We start from the raw sequence: 21,898 nt of genomic DNA, 5'->3' as shown, positions 1-21,898 counted from the left end.
TTAGAATATATTAAATTGATCTTGAACTTTTAAAATTATTTTGTAAGTTCCATCAGTTTGTTTTTCTTGTCTTATTGATGTAGGGGCTTGTGAAAATGTTTTACCATTTTCAGAAATTGATTCAGTATTGCCTAAAAATACTTCACATGCAAATGTTCCTGAGGCATCTGAAGCAAAATATATTTCATATTCATGCCCAGGTAATAATAATGCGTTTTTGTATTTAGAAGCTATTATATAATCAGAAGCATAAGATACAAATCCAACACCTGCTTTTTTGTTTCCTTTAGAATCTTCTCAAATGTATTTTTCTTGAGCTAAATAATGTCTTGCATTATTTGTATTATTTTTCTTATCTTCTAAAGCAATATTTTCATTATTAATATTTTGTTCTTTGTAATAGAACATATTATTACTATCTTTAGTATTTAAAGCAACTGTTGTAATTTTTCCTGTTTTTTTATCTTTAAATGCTAAATATTTAATATCATGTTCATCTGCTAAATGTTTAGGAATATACCCATAAAATGCAATAGCATCTTTGTCTTTGTCTCTTCAAATTCCGCTCATTGAACGCTTTCCAACACCTTGTGATTGAATGTAATATTCTCAATAAGCTCTTGCACGACTTTCGACTCTATTTCCTTCAAGATCTTTTATTCTAATAGTTTCATCTTGAATATCTTTACCTTGGTCATCATAAAGTTTAAAGTCAAGGAATTCACGATATCATCTATCTTTAAATCAACCATTATTATTAATTTGAAGTTGACCAAAATATGAGTTTCTAAATGTATGTCCATTGCTAAAATCATCTTTATTTGACAAGGTAATAGGATTATTTTTTAGATTATAAGCATTAGCATAATTTTCATATTCTTTATTTTTAGCTTTATTATAATTTAGTATAGCATCGACAAGTGATTTATTATTATCCCTACTACTATTATCAAATTTAATAACTGCATCCAGCCATTTCTTAGTATATGTAGCATCAACTACATATTCAAGTCCAGTAGTGCTTTCACTAATTCCACTTAAAAATGAAGGCATATTACCAAATTCAGTTGTAGGTGGAGTATAAGTAATTTGTAAGTTATCACGGTTAATAACTTCGGCAAAGTTATATGTATAGTCAGTAAAGAATTCATTAAATCTTCTTTCATTTTTTGAATTAAAGTAATTTAATGCATCTTGACTAGGCGAAACTTTTTTAAATACACCATTTACAAAAGTCATTAATATATCAATTAAACTAAATCTATTATTTACTAAACAAGCATAAAGTTGTTCAGTTTGTAATGAAATTCTATTGCTTAAAACTAAATAATCAACGCTAGTAAGATTTTCTTCTTTAACATCGTTTTCAGTAGCAAAGTCTTTTATGGCTTTAACTAAAGCTTCTTTATCAAATTCAAATTTAGATAAGTCAGGGTCTTTTAAATTAAATTTATCAGTCTTATAAGCGCCAAAACCAATCTTTTGATCAAATAATCAGAATAAGTTTTTAGTTTGAATATCTTTTAAATTAAATGCGCTAGTAAATGCTGCTAGTTTAGATTTAGAATAACGATCAATAATTTCATTTGCTACTTCTTGATCAGAAGCTTGTTCAATTAAATATCTTATTTTAGTTTTATCTTCATCGTTTAAAGTATTCTCATATTGTGCAAAAGTTATTTTTAAACTTCTTTTAAATGAAGCAAGACTAAACTTAGATTTTACATAATCTAAATCTCAATTTACTTTATGATTGGTTGCATCATATACAGCTTTTTCTAAATCAAGTGATACAAATTCAAATCATTTTGCAATATCATTAAATTCAATGTCTTCGCCATAAAGAGTTTGAGTTCCATCATTATAATATATCGAATTAAATAATGAATCTTTAATGTTTTTAGAAAGAAGTGAAGTATTAAGTTTAATTTTTTTAACTGAATTGATATTGATAAATTTATTAAATATAGCATTACCTGGATCATTGTAGTTAGAAACTATTTTATTAGCTGCATCATATGCTAATCATAAGTTTTCATTTATTTTATTGCCAACTAGTTCATAACCTATCATATGTAAAGGTTTTAATGCTTTAGCAATACCAAATTCTTCTAATGCAGAACCTAGATCTTCATGCAATATGTTATTAGTAAACGAAGAATCTAAATTAGCATTTGCAATATAAGATTTATTTGTACTTTTAATGTATGTTTCAAATCCGGAAGATGTTGGATAAGGAGTAGCTAAATAATGTCATCCACCGCTAATAATAAGTTTTGCAAGTGCTTTTGTAAATGCGCCAACTGTTGTATCATCAATTTTGCAGAAATAATCATCTCTATTAAAATCACTTAATGCTTCTTGCAACGATTTACCATAAGGTTTACCATTTTCATACGAATAAACAGGGTCATTAATTCATTTAGAAGTCATTTGCTTAGAAGCAAAGTCTCTTTCATTAATGTAATTTTTATAAAACTCTCTTGTTGAGTTATATTCTTCTGCTTTTTTACCAAGATCAGTCATTTTTGTAAAATTAATTGACATTTTAGGTTCAACACTTAATGTTGTTGAAGAATCATCTCAACCATTAATAATAAATTCTTTAACTACTAAACTTTCGATATTTTTTTGAATTTCTTCAATTTTGTTTAATACATATTGAACTGCTTCAGGACCATATTCTTTATTTTTATATAAGTCGCTATTTAATAAAGTTGAAATTACAGGTTGTCCATTTTTATCATATACATATATTTCTTTAACAATAAATTTACCTTCAATACCTTTATCAAGGTCTTGTTTTACATATTCAATATCAGCAATTTTTGCAGAAATTTTGCCCGATGCATCTTCTTCAAATTTAATCTTATTACCCATACCGTCTTTTAATATACCATCAAGTATTTTAAGAGATGCTTTAGTAAATTCATAAATTCCTTTAGTCTTATTAAATACAAGGTATTTAGCCTCACCTTTTACAGTAGGGTTTAAAGTACCTGAATAAGTATCCAAAGCATTTGATAATCAAATATCAAATAAAGAAATACCTTTTTTATTAGGATCATTAAATCCTAAAACTTTTCTTCTTTCTTCTAAAGCTTTTTTCATTCCTTCAAAATTTTGAATGAAACGACGACGTTGATTTTTAAGTGCTTTAAGAATATCTGGGTCACTTATTTTTGTTCCTCAAATGTCTTCTTCTTTTTCCTCGCCAATTGCAGGGTCATAAACTAAATTACCTGAGCCATCAAGGTGCGGATAAATAAATGATGGATATTCACCATTTTTATCAATAATATATTTGCCATTTAAATAAGTTCTAGTTGTTAATAATAAATTAGTACGAGCTTTTAAATAAAGGTCGAGAGCTTCTTTATTGTAATAATTAGTTATCCCTGGTGTTGCACCTGGAGTTAAAGCCGAAACAAATATTGGATTATTTTCTTTTCCTTTATCTCCCAAGTTTTGTGCGCCATTTAAAGTCATATGGTGTCCATATTCATGGGCAGCAACAAATTTAAGAAAATCTATAGATATTCCTTTAAAATCAGGATTAGTTGCTTTGAGTACAGATCAAAGACCTACACGGCTATCTCTAGTAAAGCCTAAATATTTACCGTTTTTAAGTTCATATTTAATCACACCATTATTATCAATTGTTTTTTCGATGTGTTCGCCTTCTAATCATTCAGCAGCATATGGAACTTTATCAAGTAATTCATCTAATAAGTTTTCATATCCATCACTAAATAATGAATATCCTTTAATTATATTTCCGTGACTATCTTTAATATCTCCTTCTTCACGAACCAAACGAGGAAGAACAACTTTTTTATATCCTAGTAAAGCAAATATTTCATTTGTTTTTTTAGTAGCAATTGAATTATTAGCATTAAATGAAACTTTTAGGATATTATCACTATATCCACTAAATGAAGCAAATGATTCTTCAACTTTTGATTTTTCGGCAAACGAAAGCAATAAGTTAGTATTTTCTTTATTAATATTTTGTAAACTTACTTTTCTTGTAAATTGAGTTAATATGGGGTCATTTTCCAAAGTATCTTTATTAATTAAGTTTAACTTAATTAATTTTTCACGTAATTCGATTTTAGTTTTAGCAACTATTAAATCATTTTCAGTAAGTATTTCATTATATTTACTATCTGCATTATATTCTTTGTTTATTTCAGATGCAATTAATAATTTTTTATTTAAAAGTAAAGATGATGTTAAACCATTAAATAATTTGTCATTTAATTTATCATATGGATTTGCAAGACTAACTTTATTTGAAATTGTTTGTTTAATTTCATTTGCATAATCATCAAATTCTTTAAAACTATTATAGTAATTTGCTTTTTCTATATCTAAAGCAAAATTTAATTTTCTTAAATCTAAAAGATTTTCTTCGCCAATACCATCTAATATAAGTTTAAATTTATTTTGAGCATCAAGACCTTGTGCTTGAATAAGTGGAACTTTGGTTCTAATTGCATTAATCTTATCTTCAGTTTCATTAATTAAATCTTGAATAGCTTGTCTTTGAGCGGGGTCTAATGAAGGAGAAGATAAAAGTGATTTCAATTCGGCCAATTCTGAATTATATTTTCTAAATAAAGCAATATTATCATTTATTAATGCTTGAGCAAAGTTTATTTTTTGTTCAAATAATGTATATTCTTTACTGATAGCTAATTTTGCTTCTATTGTGCTTTTAACTTTGGGTTTTAGATTTTCTTTAACATTTGCATAATTTGAAAAACTATTTTTAAAATTATTTGTTGCGTCCAATAAAGTAATATCTTTATCTTTTAAGGCTTTAAGTGCAAATTTTTCATTAAATATTTCTGAATTATTATTTTCAAAATCTGAAATCATTTTTGCAAATTCAGAAATATTTTTTATTTCATTATTTAAATATTTATTAGTTATAGCAGATGATTTTTGATAATAATCATTTAGTTTTTCAAATAACTGACTATTTAATTGTTTTAAGGTTTGGGTTTTTGTTTGATATTCTGAAATTTTTTCAATCAAATCATCATATGAAGATTGTAAGTTTGTTAATAAACTTGCAAAATTAGTTTCATAAATCGCTTTTTGATTATTTAATTCATTTTCAATTAATGTTAATTCTGCTAATAATGTAGGATCAGTATTAATCTTTTCTTTAATTGCTTCAAGTTCCAATAATTTAAGTTCATATTCAAATAATGATTTTTCAGTATTTTTTAATTCTTCAAAATCCTCTAAATAAACTTTTTTGTAACCATTAATTTCTGCAATTAAATTTTCTATATCATTATTTATTTTTTCGGTTGTTATTGAAACAACTAAATTTTGAATTTCCGCATTAGCTAACTTTTCTTCAATAGTACTTAAAGTACTAAAATCTGAATTATTTTTATTTAATAATTCATATTCTCTATCATTAATTTTTTTTATAATGTTAAGTAATTCTGAAGTTGAAGTAGTTCTATTGCTAAATTCTTCAGGACATGCTCCATTTACTTTAGCAAGAGCTTCTTCTAATTTTTGATTAGATAAAGTTATATTAGCAATTTTTTGTTTAAAACTATCATATAAAGCTAGTTGATCTTCATTTGCTTCAATAATGCCTAAAGCTTTGTATTCATCAATAACTCTTTGCTTTTCTTTTGCATCATTTAAAGCTTGATTGTATTCATTTTGTTTTGATACAATTTCAGGCTTTGCTGTAACAGTATCATATTTTGTAATTAAATCATTAATTTTTTGAACGTAATAGTCATCAATAAAGCTATTCATTGTGCTTTTGTTTTTATTAAGTTCTTTAATTTGATCATCGATTATTTTGTGAAAATCTGTGTATTTTTGTTTTATTGTTGGATCTAAAGTTGCATCAGCAATTTTTGTTGCAGTATCTGCTTTAATTTTGTTTAATTGAGTAATCAAAGGCGCGATGTCAGTAATACATTCTTCCATTGCTGCCTTAGCTTTTTTAGAAAACATAATTAAGTTTTCGGCATAGTTAAAATTAGAACTATTAAGTTCAGTTTCATTTTCTGTCATAGTCCAGTCATCCGATATACTTTCAACCATCTTTTTAATATTTTTAAATTTAGTATAAATATCATTATTTGCATTTTTAATTTTAAAAATATTGCTATCAGCAAATTGTGCATATGCTAAAAGTTGATCTTTAGCTGTTTTTAATAACTTTTGATTTTCACTATCGTATTTAGTGAGTTTATCATTGTTTTTGTCAGCTAATGCAAAGTCTTCAACTAATTCTGCATGGGTAGTTGGAAAAATATCATTAATATCTTCTAATATTGAGTCCGTATATTCTGCAATTTTTAAATTAATGAGTTCTTTTTCTAAATCTTTGGCCTTCTTTTCAAATGTATTTTTATCTTTTACAAATTGTAAAATATCTTTAGATTTTTGAACGTCTGCATCTGATTTATTCAAAAGTTGAGTAATAATTTCAATATCTTTTTCATTTTTAACTTTTTCAAGTATTAATTTTTGTTTCAAATCAAAGTTATTTTTTAAATTAGTAATATATTCATCAATAAAAATTTGTAAATTAGCTTTTTCGTTTTCAAATTTTTTGATATATTCTAAATAAAGATCTTGAATATTTTTATCAGTTCTATTAACAATATTTGTTAAGTAATTAAATTTAAATTTAATTAATCTTAATTCCATATCTTTTTGAAGTGATTTCTTTTTAAGGTCAAAATAATTTTCTTTTTTATCTTTATGTTCTAAAGATTTTGCTAAAACATTATTAAGTGCTTCATTAAACTCAGCAATTTTATTTACATCAACATAATCAACATAATTTGGATTTGTTGCTTTTAAATCCTTTCATTGTTTTAATTTAGCTTCATATGCATCAATATAAGATTTTATTTTTGCATATTCATCTCAATCAGTAGTTCAATTAGGGTGTAATTCCTTTTGTTTTTCCATTTCAACCCTAGCATCTTCTATTTCTTTAGCTAAATCTTTATGAGTAATAACAAATGAAGAGTATTTATTGTAAAAAAGATCTCATCTAGTTTTAACAATTTTTAAATATTCATCTAAATTTTCAAAGTTAACAGCACAAAAATCTCCTCAATCTTTTTGAGTAATTAATGGGGAATTAGCAAATTCAGTACCCGGCATTATAAAGTTTTTTATATTTCAATCTTTTTCTTCAGTTTCATTATCTAAAAATGCTTCTTTGAGTTCAAGATAAATATACCCAAATGATTTTTGTTCTAATGATTTAGATTCGGCATCAATTTCACTCAATTGTTTATCTATAGCTTGCTTTTCAGTTTTTATTCTTTCAATATCATTAATTAATTCATTGTAATTCAATTTAACTTTTGCATCATTATGTTTTTTATTTCATTCTTCAACAAAAGATTTAAAATGAGGAGAATATATATAAAATTCATTTTCGTCTGTTGCACTATTTGTAAAGTTTTTAATATTAAAGAAATCTCTTCAATTTAAATAATTAGTTTCACTAATCAATCTTAAAGAGTCTCTAGATATTAATTGGTTAGGTAAATATGCTAAATCAACATGATAAATGCTTATTGTGGTTTCTTCACTTAATAAGTCATTGTCATCAATTTTTAAAGGTAAACTTAAAGATTGCAAAATACCTGATGCAGTAATTTGTAAGGATTTTGCAAGTTCAAAAATCTTTTTAGCGTATTCTTCTTTTGCTTTTATATTGCCATTTTGCTCAGTAGTTGATGAAATTAATTCAGAATAATTTTTACTAATAGCCTCAAGTTTTGCTTTTAAAGTAATATTTTTTGAAATAAAATTATCTTTTTTAGCAATTAATTGAGTTTTAGTTTTAGTGTAAGTTACTTCAAGAGCGGTTAAATCTTTATTAATTTCAGCTAAGTCTGCTTCTAAGGTTGGAATTTGAGCAGAAGTAGGATCGGTTAGTTTTAAATCATTTAGTTCTTTTTCTTTTACAACTTTTAGATCATTTAGTTCTTTCTTACCATTTGTATAGTCATCTTCGTTGAATTTCAATTGACTTTCAAATTCTTTAAGTTTGTCATTTATTAAAGGAAATGTTTGATTGTATCTAACATTTTCCTTTTCATAAGTGTTCTTAGCAAATTCAATAGCCTTATCAATATTAAAAATATTTTTAATATCATTAGTTTCAGTTTTTAGAGCTGAGCCTGTTATTTGCTTGAAATCAGTCATTGAAGCGAATAAATTATAATATGAGCCGTCAGCGAACGAAATTCTCAAATAATTTTCTTTAAATTTATTATTAAAAATTGAATTTGTTTCAATAGAAACCTCAGCAATTACTTTTTCTTCTAAAGAATTAAAATCTACGGAAGATAATAAATTATATTTATCAAATGAAGTACTTTCAGCAAGTTTTGCCTTTAAATTAGTTTTTGCTTCTTTTATGTTAGAACCATTAATTAAAGTTAAATAGTCATTTGCAAGGTCAAATCTAGATTTTTCTAAATCTAAAATTGAATTATTTTCTAAATTAGAATATCAATTTGGTTTTTTCAAAGCATAAACTTTAGAACCTATTAAAGTTCTTATATCATCTATACTTCTAAATGAATATGCAGAAATTTCCTTTTTAGTCATATTTGCATAAGCATTATATGCAGAAGTATTTTTTAATAAGTCTTTAATTTCGTTGCTAGTTAATAATTTATTATTAATTTTGTAAACTAAAGCATCAGAAGCATTTCCTCTTCCGCTAAGTTCTGAATAAACCGCCATTGTACCAAAAAATGCATCAGGGTAGAATTTAATAGTCATATATTCTTTATTAAGATCAGAGTGTGATCCTAAAGTTATGCTATTACCTTTCATTTCCACACCTTTAACAATTGAAAATTCTTTCAATGTTATAATTTCTGGTCCTCAAGAAACATTAAACATAAATCATCTTGTAAAATCAAAAAAGTCTTGTGCGCTAACAGCTTCTAAATATTCATTAAAAAAGTCAAATGAACCATATTTAATATTTAAAATTGGGTAGTGTTTGTTTTCATTGTAATAATTATTTATGTATTCAGACAAATCAAGTTCTTTTTTCGCAACCTGATTTTTTATTTTTTTAATAATTTGAACTTTTCAACCATCATGACCGAAATTCTTATCATAAATAATATTAGCTACCTTATCTGATTTATCTCCAGAAACAAAATATAGTTTGGCTTCATTTGTTTGCACAAACTTATTTTTTAAATAATATGGATCAGTTTCATTTTTTCTTCCAGTTCTATCTGCAGAACATTTTGAATATCCATACATTGAACCTAAAGTAATTGAAGTGGCTAGTACTAAAGACCCTAAAGATATAACATACTTATGTCAAACTTTAGTTTTTAAATTTAGTTTATGTTTTTTCATATATTTATCTCCTTTAAGAACTTAATATATTTAAATATATTAAGTTATAAAATATTCGTTATTATACCAAAAATGTTTACTTTTTTCATATTTTTAATTTGCATGAAACATTGAAAAATATTTATTTTTTTATAAACAAATGGCAAAAATAAATGTAAAATAAAATCACAATATTTTAAATATTGTTTTTATTTTTATAAATTTAAGGAGAAAAAGATGATTATAGGAGTAAGCGGTATGATAGCCGCAGGAAAGAGTTCATTAGCTGAAAAGTTGGCAAAACATTATAAAAAGTCAATAATGCTTCATGAGTTTGAGGAAAATGATGAGGTTTTCAATACATTTTTAGATTGATTATATCAAAACAAACCCAATTTAACTATCGGCTTTCAATCGTATATTGTAGAAAACCACTCAGCAAAATTTGCAGATGTTATTAAAGAATTTAACGAAAAGAAACTTGACAAAATTAAAGATCATATATTTTTAGATCGTTTTTCGGTTGAACATTACATTTTTGCAAAATTAATACTTTCTAAAAAAGAAAAGAAATATCTTGAAGCGTATGACGCTTTATTTTCAAAACTTATTTCAAAAGAAGAATTGCCTGATTTTGCAATTTATCTTGACATAACTTTTGATACATTTAAAAAACGGATTTTTGAACGTGGAAGAGAATCAGAAATAAATAACTGAAACGAAAATCTAGATTATTTTAAGGAATTGCATGAAAATTATTTGACTATTTTTAAAGAAATAGCTGCTAAATTTGGTATGAAATATATTATAATTGATACCAACAATAAAACAGAAAAAGAAGTATTTAATGAAGCTGTTAAAATAATTGAAGAAGAGACACAAAATGCAATCAAAGGACAAACAAAATAAATATATAGAATACATTCTATTTGATCAAAAAACTTTAGAATCTAAAATTAAAGAATTAAGTGAGTGAGTAAATGAAGAATATAAAAATTCTTCGTCTTTAATAATGGTTGGACTCTTAAAAGGTTCATTTCCATTTCTTGCTCAACTTATAAAAAATGTTAATGTTGAATGCATATTAGACTTTATGACTGTGAGTTCATATGCAGGCACATTAGCTTCAACGGGTTCTGTTAAGATAATTTTAGACTTAGCTAATGACATTCAAAACAAAGATGTTTTAATTGTCGAAGACATTATTGATACTGGAAAAACAATGCAAAAAATATATGCATTATTAAAATCAAGAAACCCTAAGAGCTTAAAAGTTCTTACTTTACTAAACAAACAATCTGGTAGAAAAGTTGACTTTAATCAAGATAAATATGGTTTTGACATTAAAGATGAATTTGTCGTTGGTTTTGGCTTTGATTACCAAGAAAAGCTTAGAGAGTTACCTTACATAGGCGTTATTAAAAAAGAGATTATTAATAAAAAATAGTCTCTTTTTTAATTATATTTTTTGCATATAAATACTTTGTATTTATGATTAAGAACTATGAAGAAATTACTAAAATAAAAAAAATGGTGGAGATGCGGGGAATTGAACCCCGGTCCACACATCCTTGTTAATATAAATCTACAGTTTATTTATTTGCATGTACTATTAAAGATATTCAAATAAAAAGCTTAACAAAATAGCCTAACTTAAATGTCATATTAATGTAGTTAGAATAATTAATATCAAGTCCTTACAACGACTTACTCTATATAGGACAATACAGAGAATCGACTAGTATTACTTAAGCGAATACTAGATTTGATTGGCTTTGTGACATAGCCACAAAGTTAAGATCAACAACTTGATCTTCGGTTTTTTCTTCGTTTCCGTTTAAAAAAGCCTAGTAGTATTTAAGGTTTACCAGACCACTGCAATATATTAACTTAGATGTCTGTCGAAGCCAGTACACCCCCATTGCTTAATAAATTATACTTTTTATTTTTTTATTTTGTTCTTCTTTTCTGATTTTTTCACGCTTATCAAACTTTTTAAGACGTTTAACTAGAGCTATTTCTAGCTTAATATTATCTTTAGATCAATACATTGATAATGGAATTATGTTTAAAGAAAGACGATCCATTAAATTTTTTAATTTAAGTATTTCTTTCTTATGCATTAAAAGTTTTCTAGATCTTACTGGGTCACATTTTACGAGCATATATTGGGCAATATTTGCATTATTTAATCAAAGCTCATTTTTTAAACTAATAGTACAAAAAGCATTATCTAATTTAACATTATTTGCTCTTATGCTTTTAACTTCTCAGCCTAATAGCGAAATACCACATTCATAAGTACTATGAATGTCGTAATCAGATTTAGCAAATTTATTTTTAACTATTAATTTAGGCATAATAATATATTATACAAATTAGATAACTAATTTGGCATTAATTTTTCCTTTGTCTTTATCAATAGATTCGATTAATATTTTATATATTTTTCCAACTCTTATATTTAGCTTGTTTCCTTTGGCTTCAAATTGCGAAATAGCAGATACAGAATCTTCTATAATAGAATCAAATCTTACTAGTACGCTAGTTTGATATTCATCTATATTAAAAAATATTCCAAATTTTTCAACACTGATTGCCATTGCATCAAAAGTTTTATTTATAAACTTTTCAAAAAAGTTAGATTTTCAAAAATCAACGACATCTCTTTCAACTTGCATTGCATTTTTTTCAGCTTCTGAATTAAGTGCAGAAATACGAGTTATATTATCTAATTCTTCTTCGTATTTATCTTCCTTATATTTTTTTTCAAAGATAAATTTTCTTATTAATCTATGTATTAATAAGTCAGGGTATCTTCGTATTGGCGATGTAAAGTGAGAATATTCTTTTGAAGCTAATCCAAAGTGTCCAATATTTTTAGAAGAATATATCGCTTTTTGCATCGTTCTTAATAATGCCGATTTAATAAAATCATTAAAACTTTGTTCTTTTAATTTTTGAACCATTATTTGGAAAGATTTAGGATCACCATCAAAAGGTACATTAACATCTTTATAATGTGAAAATTTAATTAAATCTTGTAACATTAAAAGTTTATCAGGACTTGGTTTATCATGTACTCTATAAATTGAAGGATAACCTTTATCAAACATCATTTTAGCAACAGTTTCATTTGCTCTAATCATAAATGCTTCAATTAATTTTTCGCTAATTCCATCTTTTCTAATAACAATGTCTTTAACAGTTGTTTCATTTTCCATGATGATTTTAGCTTCTTCAATTTCAAAATCCACATAACCTTCGTTAATTTTTTTATCTAAAATAATTTTAGATAAATCTTTAGCATCATTTAAGTTGTTTTTAATATCATTAGGAATGGTAGTAATTTTACCTTCATAATAATCATTAACTTCATTATAAGTTAGACGATAATTTGATTTAATAACTGATGGATATATGTTTTGAGCAATATTGTTACCTTTTTTATCAATGTCAAGTTCTAAAGTAATACAACATCTAATTTCATTAGGATTAAGAGAACAAATACCATTAGAAAGTTCAAATGGTAGCATAGGTATAACTTTAGTTGGTAAATAAATACTTGTGCCTCTTAATAAAGCTTCATTATCTATTGGACTATTTTCTTTAACATAATAAGAAACATCCGCGATATGTATAAATAATTTATATACTTCGCCTTTTTTATAACAAGAAATTGCATCATCAAAGTCTTTAGTATCTAGGCCATCAATTGTAACAGTAGGTAAATCAATAAGATTTTTTCTTTCGCTAATTTCTTTATCACTAACAAATTTTGGTATTTCTTTAATTGCCTCTGTAAGTTCATCGCTAAATGTTTCATTAACATTATTTGTAGTCATTATTTTTTTAACCACATAATCTTTATCATCTAGTGTTGCAATTTTTTTATCAAATACTAATTCAACATAATCTTTAGAATTGTGTTTATTAGGACTAGGCTGTACAACAATACAAGAAACTACATCATAATTATTTTTTATTTGAGAGTGATTAAGTTTTTCTAAATTAGAAATAAGAAAATTAGTTTTATTTCTTTCATCTAAAGCCACAAACTGTCTTTTACCTTTATAAGATAGTAAAAAAATACCAACAACTTTAGTTATTGTATGTTTAACTACATTTATAATGCTGGCTTTATATAAAGTTTCATCTTTATCATTAATATAACTATAGATATTAGCTAGAACTTCGTCTTTATCTAAAATATTTTTAAGTTGGTCTGAATATAAAAAAGCTGATTTAAATGAACCATCTTCGTTTTGCTCAAAATCTATAAATCCTAAACGTTTTGCAGTTATAGATATTGTAAATACATCTTCTTTGACAAACTTAAGCGCATAATAACCTTGATTTTTTAAAACATCTATTTTCTTTTCATCACAAAGTTTGCGTAATAAATTTGTTAATTTATTATTTAATGAAAAGTGAATTTTTAAGCCTCGAGCTATATCTAAAAAAGTTGCTCCATAATTTTTAGTAATAAAATCTAAAACCTTATTTTCTTCAATAGGTTTTAGATTTTCATGATCATGATGAGAAAAATTTTTATTTTTATTATTATAGGAATTCATTATTTAAATTAACCTTTTTGAAGCACATATCTTAATACAATAGCCAAAACAAAAAGTAATATGCCTAATGTATACATAGACCACTTGATTATTTTTTTAATGCCTCTTTCTTTAGACACTTTAAATAAATCAAGGTCATTACTTCCGACCAAAGCCCCGCTAAAACTATTAGAATCAGGAGCTAAAAGCAATGATAAAAATAATATGCAAAATGATATTATTATTAAAATAGTTGTTAATGCAATTGCTTGTGCTTTCATATAATTCCTTAATTAATTATTTATTATAATTAAAAATAATTTATTTTTCAATTTTAAGTGAATATTCTTTTAATTGTTCTTCAGTAACTTCAGATGGAGAAGAAGACATTAAATCAATACCTTTTGCATTTTTAGGGAATGCTATAACATCTCTTATTGACATTGAATTAGTTAAAATCATTAGAATTCTTTCAATTCCAAATCCAATACCACAATGTGGAGGAAGACCATAATCAAATGCTTTTAAAAAGAAACCAAATTTATTTTGTTGTTCTTTTTCAGATAATTTTAAAACATCAAACATAAGTTTTTGTTGTTTAGGATCATAAATTCTAATAGACCCTGATGCTAATTCAAAGCCATTTAAAACGCAGTCATAAGATTTAGCTCTAACTTTTTCATATTCTTTTGATTCAATATATTTTAATGTGCTTTCATCAAATTGGGTAAAAGGGTGGTGAGCAGCATCATATTTATTTTCTTCTTCATTTCATTCAAACATTGGTCAATTAACTAATCATAAGAAATTAAGTTGATCAGGCGAACCTAATTTATAAATCTCATTTAATTGAGTTCTAATAGCACCTAAAGATTTTAAAGTGTTTTCATAATGGTTACCAGCAGAAACTATAATAGTACATTCATTTTTAAATTTAGATGTTAAAGAATTAAATTTTGAATATAACGCATCTTCTTTTGTAATTAAAAATAATTTTTCGCCTTTATTTTTAGAAAATATTTCTTCAAATATTTTTTTGTGTTCTAAAACATTTTTATCAAAAATAATTGCTTTGTAATTATCAAATTTTCCAAATAATTTTTCTGATTCAGATTTTTTAAGTGGTAAATCGTCAATTAAGTATTCAAATCTTGTATCAGGTTTATCTGTACCATATTTGTCTAATGCATAGAAAAAGTCCATTCTTGGAAAAGGAGTTTTAACTTTAAAACCAAATGGCTTTAATACTTCTCTAAACATATTTTCGCATAATTCAAAAATATCTTCTTGATTTGCGAATGAAAGTTCAAGGTCGAGTTGTGTAAATTCAGGTTGTCTATCTTTTCTTAAATCTTCATCTCTAAATACACGTGCAATTTGAAAATACTTTTCAAGGCCAGAAGCCATTAACAATTGTTTATATAATTGTGGAGATTGTGGTAAAGCAAAAAACTTGCCTTTTCTTCTAGTAGGTACTAAATAGTCTCTAGCTCCTTCGGGAGTAGACTTTGAAAGTATAGGTGTTTCAACTTCAATAAAACCTTCTTTATCTAAGAACTTTCTAATTTCTAAGTGAAGTTTATGTCTAAATCTTAAATTTGATAACATTTTTTCTTGTCTTAGATCTAAAAATCTATATTCAAGACGTAAATCTTCATTTGCTGAATTTATTTTATCTATTTCAAATGGAATTTGTTTAGAAGTGTTTAGAACTTTATATTCAATAACATCAACTTCAATGTCTCCAGAAGCAATACTTTTATTTGCTTCAAGTCTTTTTACTACTTTACCTTTAACTCACAAACAGCTTTCTTTTGTTAAAAGCGGATCAGAAACGTTGGTAAGGACTAATTGTACTAAACCACTTGAGTCTCTAAAATCAATGAAAGTTTGGTTTTTAAATTTTCTTTTGTTTGAAATTCAGCCATATAATTCAACAACTTCATTAACGTTTTTTAAGTTTAATTTTCCACAATAAATTTTTTTCATTTTATTTCCTTTTTGTTTTTTATATATATTAGTTTAATTTTTTAATGACATTTTCAAAATCATTTATGTCTTTACATATAGATATAGTTTCTTTTCCATCAAAACTTTTTATTTTAAATTCATTTTCTTTGCAATTTAATTCTTTAAAAATTAAATATTTAGGTTTTAAATTGAATTGTTTTTTAAATAATGATTTTGGCGTTTGTTTCTCATTTAAAAGATAAGTTGAATATTTTTTACGAAGTTCATAAGCTAAACAAATAACTTCGTTTTCTTCTTTTTCATTCAAAAAACTAATTAAAATATCTAAATTATCATTTAATTCTTCATATTTTTTTTCATTAAATAAAATAATTTCCATTATCCTATCTACGCCAAAAGCAAAACCAATAGAATCTGTTTTAGGCCCGCCTAATTCTTCAACCATTCCATTATAACGTCCACCACCTAAAATAGTTGATTTAGTTCCTAATGCTTCAGAGGTTGAAACAAATTCAAACACAATATCATTGTAATAATCTAGCCCTCTTACTAAAGAATAATTAATTGAATAATTAATGTTAAATTTTTTTAATAATTTAAGTAGGTCATTAAATTCTTGTTGTTCAGTTTTGGATAAAAAATCTCATAATTTTGGAGCTTTTTTAACAAAATCTTTTTCGCTATCTTCTTTATCATCTAAAATTCTAAGTACATTTTTTTCAAGTCTTATTTGTGATTGTTCAGATAATTTTTCTTTGAATTGCATAAAATATTTTTTTAATTCTTGAATATATTTATTTCTACTTTCAAACGAGCCTAAATTATTTATTTCTAAAACAAAATCATTTATTTTTAATTCATTTAAAAAATCTGATGCAAATTTAATTATTTCAAAATTTGTCAAAATAGATTTAGGCGATAACATTTCAATACCACCTTGATAAAATTGTCTAAATCTACCTTTTTGAGGGCGTTCATATCTAAACATTGGACCAAAATAAAATAATTTAGTTTCTCCATTAAAGTTATTTATTTTATTTTCCACATAAGCTCTAATTGTTGAAGCTGTTGCTTCGGGCCTAAGGGCAATTAAATTATTTCCATTATCTCTAAATAAATACATTTCCTTAGAAACAATATCACTAGTTTCACCGACTGATCTAATAAATAATGAAGCATCTTCAATAATAGGTGTTTCAATAAAACTATAATTATATTTTTTTGCTACATCAAAAAAAGTATCTTTAATCAAATTGAACGCTTTAGCATTTTTTGAAAAGATATCACGTGTACCTTTAACTCTATTAATTAACATTTTTAACCTCTAAAAGAATTATATTACATTGAAAAATCATTGATGTGTGAAAATGTTTGCTCTTCAACACCAACATTTTTTCAGAAATTGTTTTTAATTCTTTTTTCTTTCATCTTATACTTTTGAACTAAAATATTGCATCAAATTAGTGGAAGCATAAAGAAATTAATCAAAGCAATTGAAATAATTGAAAAGCTTGTAATTAAAATTATTGATTTATTTAATAAATTCATAAATATAATGCATATTGGTAATAAAATAGCAGCACTTAATACAAGAATTAATTGTCTTGAAAAGATATTAACAATATATTCTTTAAAAATCAATTGCAATTTTTCTTTAGAATAAATCGTGTTTTTTGTATTTAAATCTTTTGAAAGCTCTTCTTTAATTTTTGAAAAATTAATTATTGAATCATATATTACAAAAACAGTTCCAAGCATTAAGCCATCAAATAAACTATAACTTATTAAACCATATGATGTAAATAAAATAACAAATGTTAGAATACCAACAAATAATGCTTTTATTCATAAAATAATTGTAGCGACTCATGAATATCTAATCATTACATATATTGAAATTAAAGCAAATGATGAGAAGAATATAATCGCAAAAGTAGCGATATCATATCCAATACTCATAGGTTGAATATTATTAGCAATTAATTTAGAATTTGCTAAAATAGGTAAAGAACCTTGAAATGTTACTAATGTATTTTCGATATCGGTTTTAGAACGAATTAAAATTGCATAATTAGTATTGGTGCTAAATTTTTCAAGAACAACTTGTGAAATTATTGCATTTTTTAAATCAGGAGAAGATTTTAAAGCTTCTTGAATAGCATTAACATTACTTTCATCGAAAAATGGAATTGATGAATTTTTATTTGACATTAACATATATTGATATTCACCACGTAATTCAGAATTTAAATTAATTCCCGAAATAAGTGAATGATTAGAGAAACCAATTGATAAAACAACAATTATTGAAATAATTGCAAAAAGAGCAAAACCAATTGGGAAATATTTAGATTTTGACATTAAATTAACATTATATGCCTTTTGGTAAGATTTATTTCTTCAAGATACCAAAGCAATTCGATTATCAAATATTTCTAATTTTACTCAGCTACGTAAAATAAGCGTATTTAAAATTATAGATATAGCTAGACTAATAATTGAAGAAGCAAATAATATTAAACTAATTGCATAGTTTTGCGATAAATTAATATAAATATTGAATATTGAATAAACTAATAAAACAAAAATTACATCTAAAGAAGGGATTAAAGTTGTTTTTCTAGCTTTAGCAATTGCTTTAGAAGCATTTGAACCTTCATTAATTGCTTTTTTCATAGAATCTAGAGTATTGTGAATTAAATCAAATGCAACAATAACTGAAACAATAATTGCAATAGCAACAATAGGAGTTATTTTAATGCCTAAAGCAATAATTGCAGTTAATAAAACAAATATAAAGAATAGTAATGATAATAATGAAAGAAAACCAAAAAATCTATATCTAATTATCAAAAATACTGCAAATAGAGAAAACATTATTGCAAGAATTACTAAATATTTATTAGTAACGGCTTTGTTAGTTGTTACAAAATATGAATATTCTTGAACTAATTCAAATGGAGACATTGAATAGTTAATCATTCTTGCAAGTTCAGCATCAGTATATCCATTTTTGTTTTCATTATAAATATAAATATATGAAGATAATGCTGAATCTGAAGGTACCATAGCAAGTGGGTGTGCAGCACTTATTAAATATTTTGAAGCAATAGATTTTAAATAAGGATTTAAAGTGTAAGCTTTCTTATCTTTTTCATTTTCTTTAGGTTTAATTTCTTCAGGTGCTATTCTTCCATCAGCATAAGCAAATTTAACAGGATTGCCACCTCATTTTGAGTCTATTTCATCTTTATAAGTTTCGTAGAATTCTTTAAGATTAGTTCAAACATAAGCATTAGAAGCAGCTGCTCCACGATAATAATATAAAATATAAGATTCGTTTCCCCATCTAATATATTCAGATCATCCTTCTTTAGTAAAGTTAAGACTAACTCTATTTGAATATCCTTTAGAATTATGATAATCGGCAGGAGATTCTTTTAATCAAGGCATAAAATCCGCTGGATCTCCTTGAATAAAATCTTTAAATGTTTTACGATTTGGATCTTTTTCAATTAAAGATTGATATCTACCACGATAAAAAATAGGATCACCATTTTGATCAGTAAATGTTAAATATGGTTTATTAACCAAGGAAGAAACCAATTTTTGTTTTTCTGCTTCAGTTTTTCCATTGTAGTCAATTACTTCTAATAAATTCTTTCCGCTTAATGAAACATCGTAACTTGAAAGTGAATTGGCTTTTTCTAAATATTGTTTTGTAGTATTTAATATATTTTGTTGTTTAGGCAATTTTTTATTATCTAAATTTTGATTTGAAGTTTCTGTTATTTTTAAAACTGATTTAATGCTTGTAACATTTGAAGTTGAACTTTGCATTTTTGGTTTTAGATAAAAAATAGAACCAAAAATTATTGTTAGTATCATTGCTACTAACAATAATATATTGATAAATCATCTTAATTTAGTATTTATTAGTTTTCCTGTTTTCATAATTAAGTTTTTATTATAACATAATAAGACGATTTATAAAGCAAATTTTATGTTATTTAAATACTCAATTCCTGCTTGCGTAATTTTTCTTCCTCTTGGACTTTTTTCTATTAATTTATATAATAAAAGTATAGGTTCTAATTCATTAACAATTGTATATCTATCATCCCTTACAATACTACTTATTGCCTCTAATGATCCATATGAATCATTAAATACTTCATGCAAAACTTTAAGATATTCAATTTGAGTTATATATAATCCAAACTTAAAAACTCCAATAAATCCAAAAGCTTTTTTTACAATTTTTAATGTTATTTCTTTTGTTTCTTCATAAAGAGCAAAGTCATACACTCGTTTTAATAAATTATTAGCAATTCTTGGCGTTTGTCTAGAATGTATTGCTATTTCTTTTATTGATTCTTCATCGATTTGAATTTCATTTCTCTTTGCAGAATTAAAAATAATTTTTTCTATCTCTTGATTAGAATAATTATTTAATTTACCAATGAATCCAAATCGATCTTTTAATGGTTTAGATATTAAATTAATTTTAGTAGTAGCTCCAATTAATGAGAATTTGTTTAATTTCATCCTCATAATTCGCTTATCTCCTTCTACTCCAATTGCAATATCTACAACACCATCTTCTAAAGCGGAATATAAAAGTTCTTCTATGTTTTTATTTATGCCATGAATTTCATCAATAAAAATAATATCGTTTTCTTTTATTGAGGAAAGCAATGTTAGCAAGTCACTTTTTCTTTCTAATAAAGGCCCTTGAACATAAATAATATTTCTATTTGTTTCAGTAGCAATTATTTTAGCTAAACTAGTTTTACCTAATCCAGGCGGACCATAAAATAAAATATGATCTATTGGTTTTTTCAAATGATTAGCACCAGCAATCATAACCTTTAATGTTTTTTTGATTTTAGATTGACCGATGAAATCATTGAATGAATTAACTCTAAACTCTGACTTCATTATTATGTTGACTAATTAATTTAATTGCATCCTCAACACATTTTTCAATATTTTCATTAACTTCAACATTATTTAATGCATATTTAATTTGACTAGGTTTAAAACCTAACATTTTCATCGTATCTTCAAATTGATTAATATATGTATTATTAACTTTTAATTTTTTATTATATTCTTCAAAATTCCCATCCAATTTTTCAAGGAATTTTGCATACTTATCTTTATAATTTAAAATAATGTTATTTGCTATTTTTTTAGACACAAAATTAATTTTTTCTAATTCATTTGCATCGCCCTTAGCAATTAAGGCTAATATTTTTTCTCAGCCTTCATTTAAAATAGTCATTGCAGTTTTAGGACCTAAACCTTGCAATGAAATAAGATCTTCAAACATTACTAGTTCTTTAAATGTTTCAAATCCATATGTTACCTTCATATATTCATTTTCTATATTAGAAATGAATATTTTCTTAAAATCATCACGTACAAAACGTGAAATATTTGGCACATAAATAAGCTCTCCACTACCATTATGGTCTAATATTAAATAATTAGAATTTACATGCACAATTTTACCATACTTGTATACGGTCATCTTTTCTCCTCTGCATTTTTATCAATGCACCTTAATTTTAAAACCAAAAATATCGAAATATGATCATTTTGAGACTTTTATTTTGCTATATTTATTTATATATAAATAAATATGAATTTTAAAAAGTCCCAATTTGTCGGGACTTGCTTGAATGAAGTATGAAGTGCAACGCTTGTTGCTTATAACTTTATTCTATTACAAACAAATTAAAATATTAAAAAATTGCAAACGAAAAATTGCAATTTTTTAATTGCTGTATTTTTTGGTTATGATTTTCTATATTACAATGATTCTATGGTTTTATTATAAGCATCAACATATAGTTCTTCAGCTGATTTATAGTTTAAAGTTTTTCTTAGTCTTTTATTTATTAGGGTTGTTACTCTTTGTATTTCTTCAGGTGATATATCATTGAAATCTGTTCCTTTAGGAAAGAATCTCCTAAATAAACCAT

11 protein-coding genes, 1 other RNA gene and 1 pseudogene are annotated in these 21,898 nt (G+C 25.0%); 2 read left to right on the top strand and 11 right to left on the bottom strand.

Annotated elements, in window-relative coordinates:
* A complete protein-coding gene (locus tag F795_RS0102460) occupies nt 1–9,402 on the bottom strand; it encodes a PDxFFG protein (protein ID WP_022936148.1) in 9,402 nt (3,133 codons plus the stop codon).
* Nucleotides 9,403–9,618: 216 nt separating this feature from the next.
* On the opposite strand from F795_RS0102460, the gene F795_RS06695 reads away from it, so the two are divergent.
* Together F795_RS06695 and hpt are read left to right on the top strand one after the other, a co-directional pair.
* A complete protein-coding gene (locus tag F795_RS06695) occupies nt 9,619–10,290 on the top strand; it encodes a deoxynucleoside kinase (protein WP_022936147.1) in 672 nt (223 codons plus the stop codon).
* On the top strand, nt 10,265–10,828 hold the full coding sequence (gene hpt / locus F795_RS0102450) for a hypoxanthine phosphoribosyltransferase (RefSeq protein WP_022936146.1): 564 nt from the start codon (nt 10,265–10,267) through the stop codon (nt 10,826–10,828). The genes F795_RS06695 and hpt overlap by 26 nt, the downstream gene beginning before the upstream one ends.
* A gap of 84 nt (nt 10,829–10,912) precedes the next feature.
* Here the strand turns inward: hpt and ssrA are convergent.
* The 10 genes and pseudogenes from ssrA to F795_RS07005 all read right to left on the bottom strand — a co-directional run.
* Nucleotides 10,913–11,301: a transfer-messenger RNA gene (ssrA, locus tag F795_RS03765) on the bottom strand.
* A 5-nt stretch (nt 11,302–11,306) separates the two neighbouring features.
* Entirely contained in the window at nt 11,307–11,741 is a 435-nt protein-coding gene (gene smpB, locus F795_RS0102445) for an SsrA-binding protein SmpB (protein WP_022936145.1), read from the bottom strand.
* 18 nt (nt 11,742–11,759) lie between these two features.
* Nucleotides 11,760–13,958 (bottom strand): ribonuclease R family protein, encoded by a 2,199-nt coding sequence (locus tag F795_RS0102440; protein WP_022936144.1) that lies wholly within the window; start codon nt 13,956–13,958, stop codon nt 11,760–11,762.
* Nucleotides 13,959–13,966: 8 nt separating this feature from the next.
* Nucleotides 13,967–14,218: a preprotein translocase subunit SecG gene (gene secG / locus F795_RS0102435; RefSeq protein WP_022936143.1), complete on the bottom strand. Its 252-nt coding sequence runs from the start codon at nt 14,216–14,218 to the stop codon at nt 13,967–13,969.
* Nucleotides 14,219–14,258: 40 nt separating this feature from the next.
* The gene (gene aspS, locus F795_RS0102430; RefSeq protein WP_022936142.1) at nt 14,259–15,926 is read right to left on the bottom strand and encodes an aspartate--tRNA ligase; all 1,668 of its coding nucleotides are present in this window, start codon (nt 15,924–15,926) and stop codon (nt 14,259–14,261) included.
* Between the two features lie 28 nt (nt 15,927–15,954).
* On the bottom strand, nt 15,955–17,223 hold the full coding sequence (gene hisS / locus F795_RS0102425; protein ID WP_022936141.1) for a histidine--tRNA ligase: 1,269 nt from the start codon (nt 17,221–17,223) through the stop codon (nt 15,955–15,957).
* A gap of 23 nt (nt 17,224–17,246) precedes the next feature.
* Nucleotides 17,247–19,862, bottom strand: a complete 2,616-nt coding sequence (gene secDF / locus F795_RS06690; protein ID WP_022936140.1) for a protein translocase subunit SecDF — start codon at nt 19,860–19,862, stop codon at nt 17,247–17,249.
* Nucleotides 19,863–19,895: 33 nt separating this feature from the next.
* The gene (ruvB, locus tag F795_RS0102415) at nt 19,896–20,849 is read right to left on the bottom strand and encodes a Holliday junction branch migration DNA helicase RuvB (protein ID WP_022936139.1); all 954 of its coding nucleotides are present in this window, start codon (nt 20,847–20,849) and stop codon (nt 19,896–19,898) included.
* Nucleotides 20,833–21,444 carry a Holliday junction branch migration protein RuvA gene (gene ruvA / locus F795_RS06685; protein WP_022936138.1) on the bottom strand — a complete coding sequence of 204 codons (612 nt, stop codon included), beginning with the start codon at nt 21,442–21,444 and terminating at the stop codon, nt 20,833–20,835. The genes ruvB and ruvA overlap by 17 nt, the downstream gene beginning before the upstream one ends.
* A 281-nt stretch (nt 21,445–21,725) precedes the next feature.
* Nucleotides 21,726–21,898, bottom strand: a pseudogene (locus tag F795_RS07005) (IS30 family transposase); the annotation flags it as partial.

Origin of the sequence: Metamycoplasma orale ATCC 23714 (genome assembly GCF_000420105.1) — a bacterium.
In the GTDB taxonomy this organism is placed as follows: domain Bacteria; phylum Bacillota_I; class Bacilli_A; order Mycoplasmatales; family Metamycoplasmataceae; genus Metamycoplasma; species Metamycoplasma orale.
The sequence above is the reverse complement of the archived record's forward strand: the minus strand, read 5'-3'. Positions and strand labels throughout refer to the sequence as shown.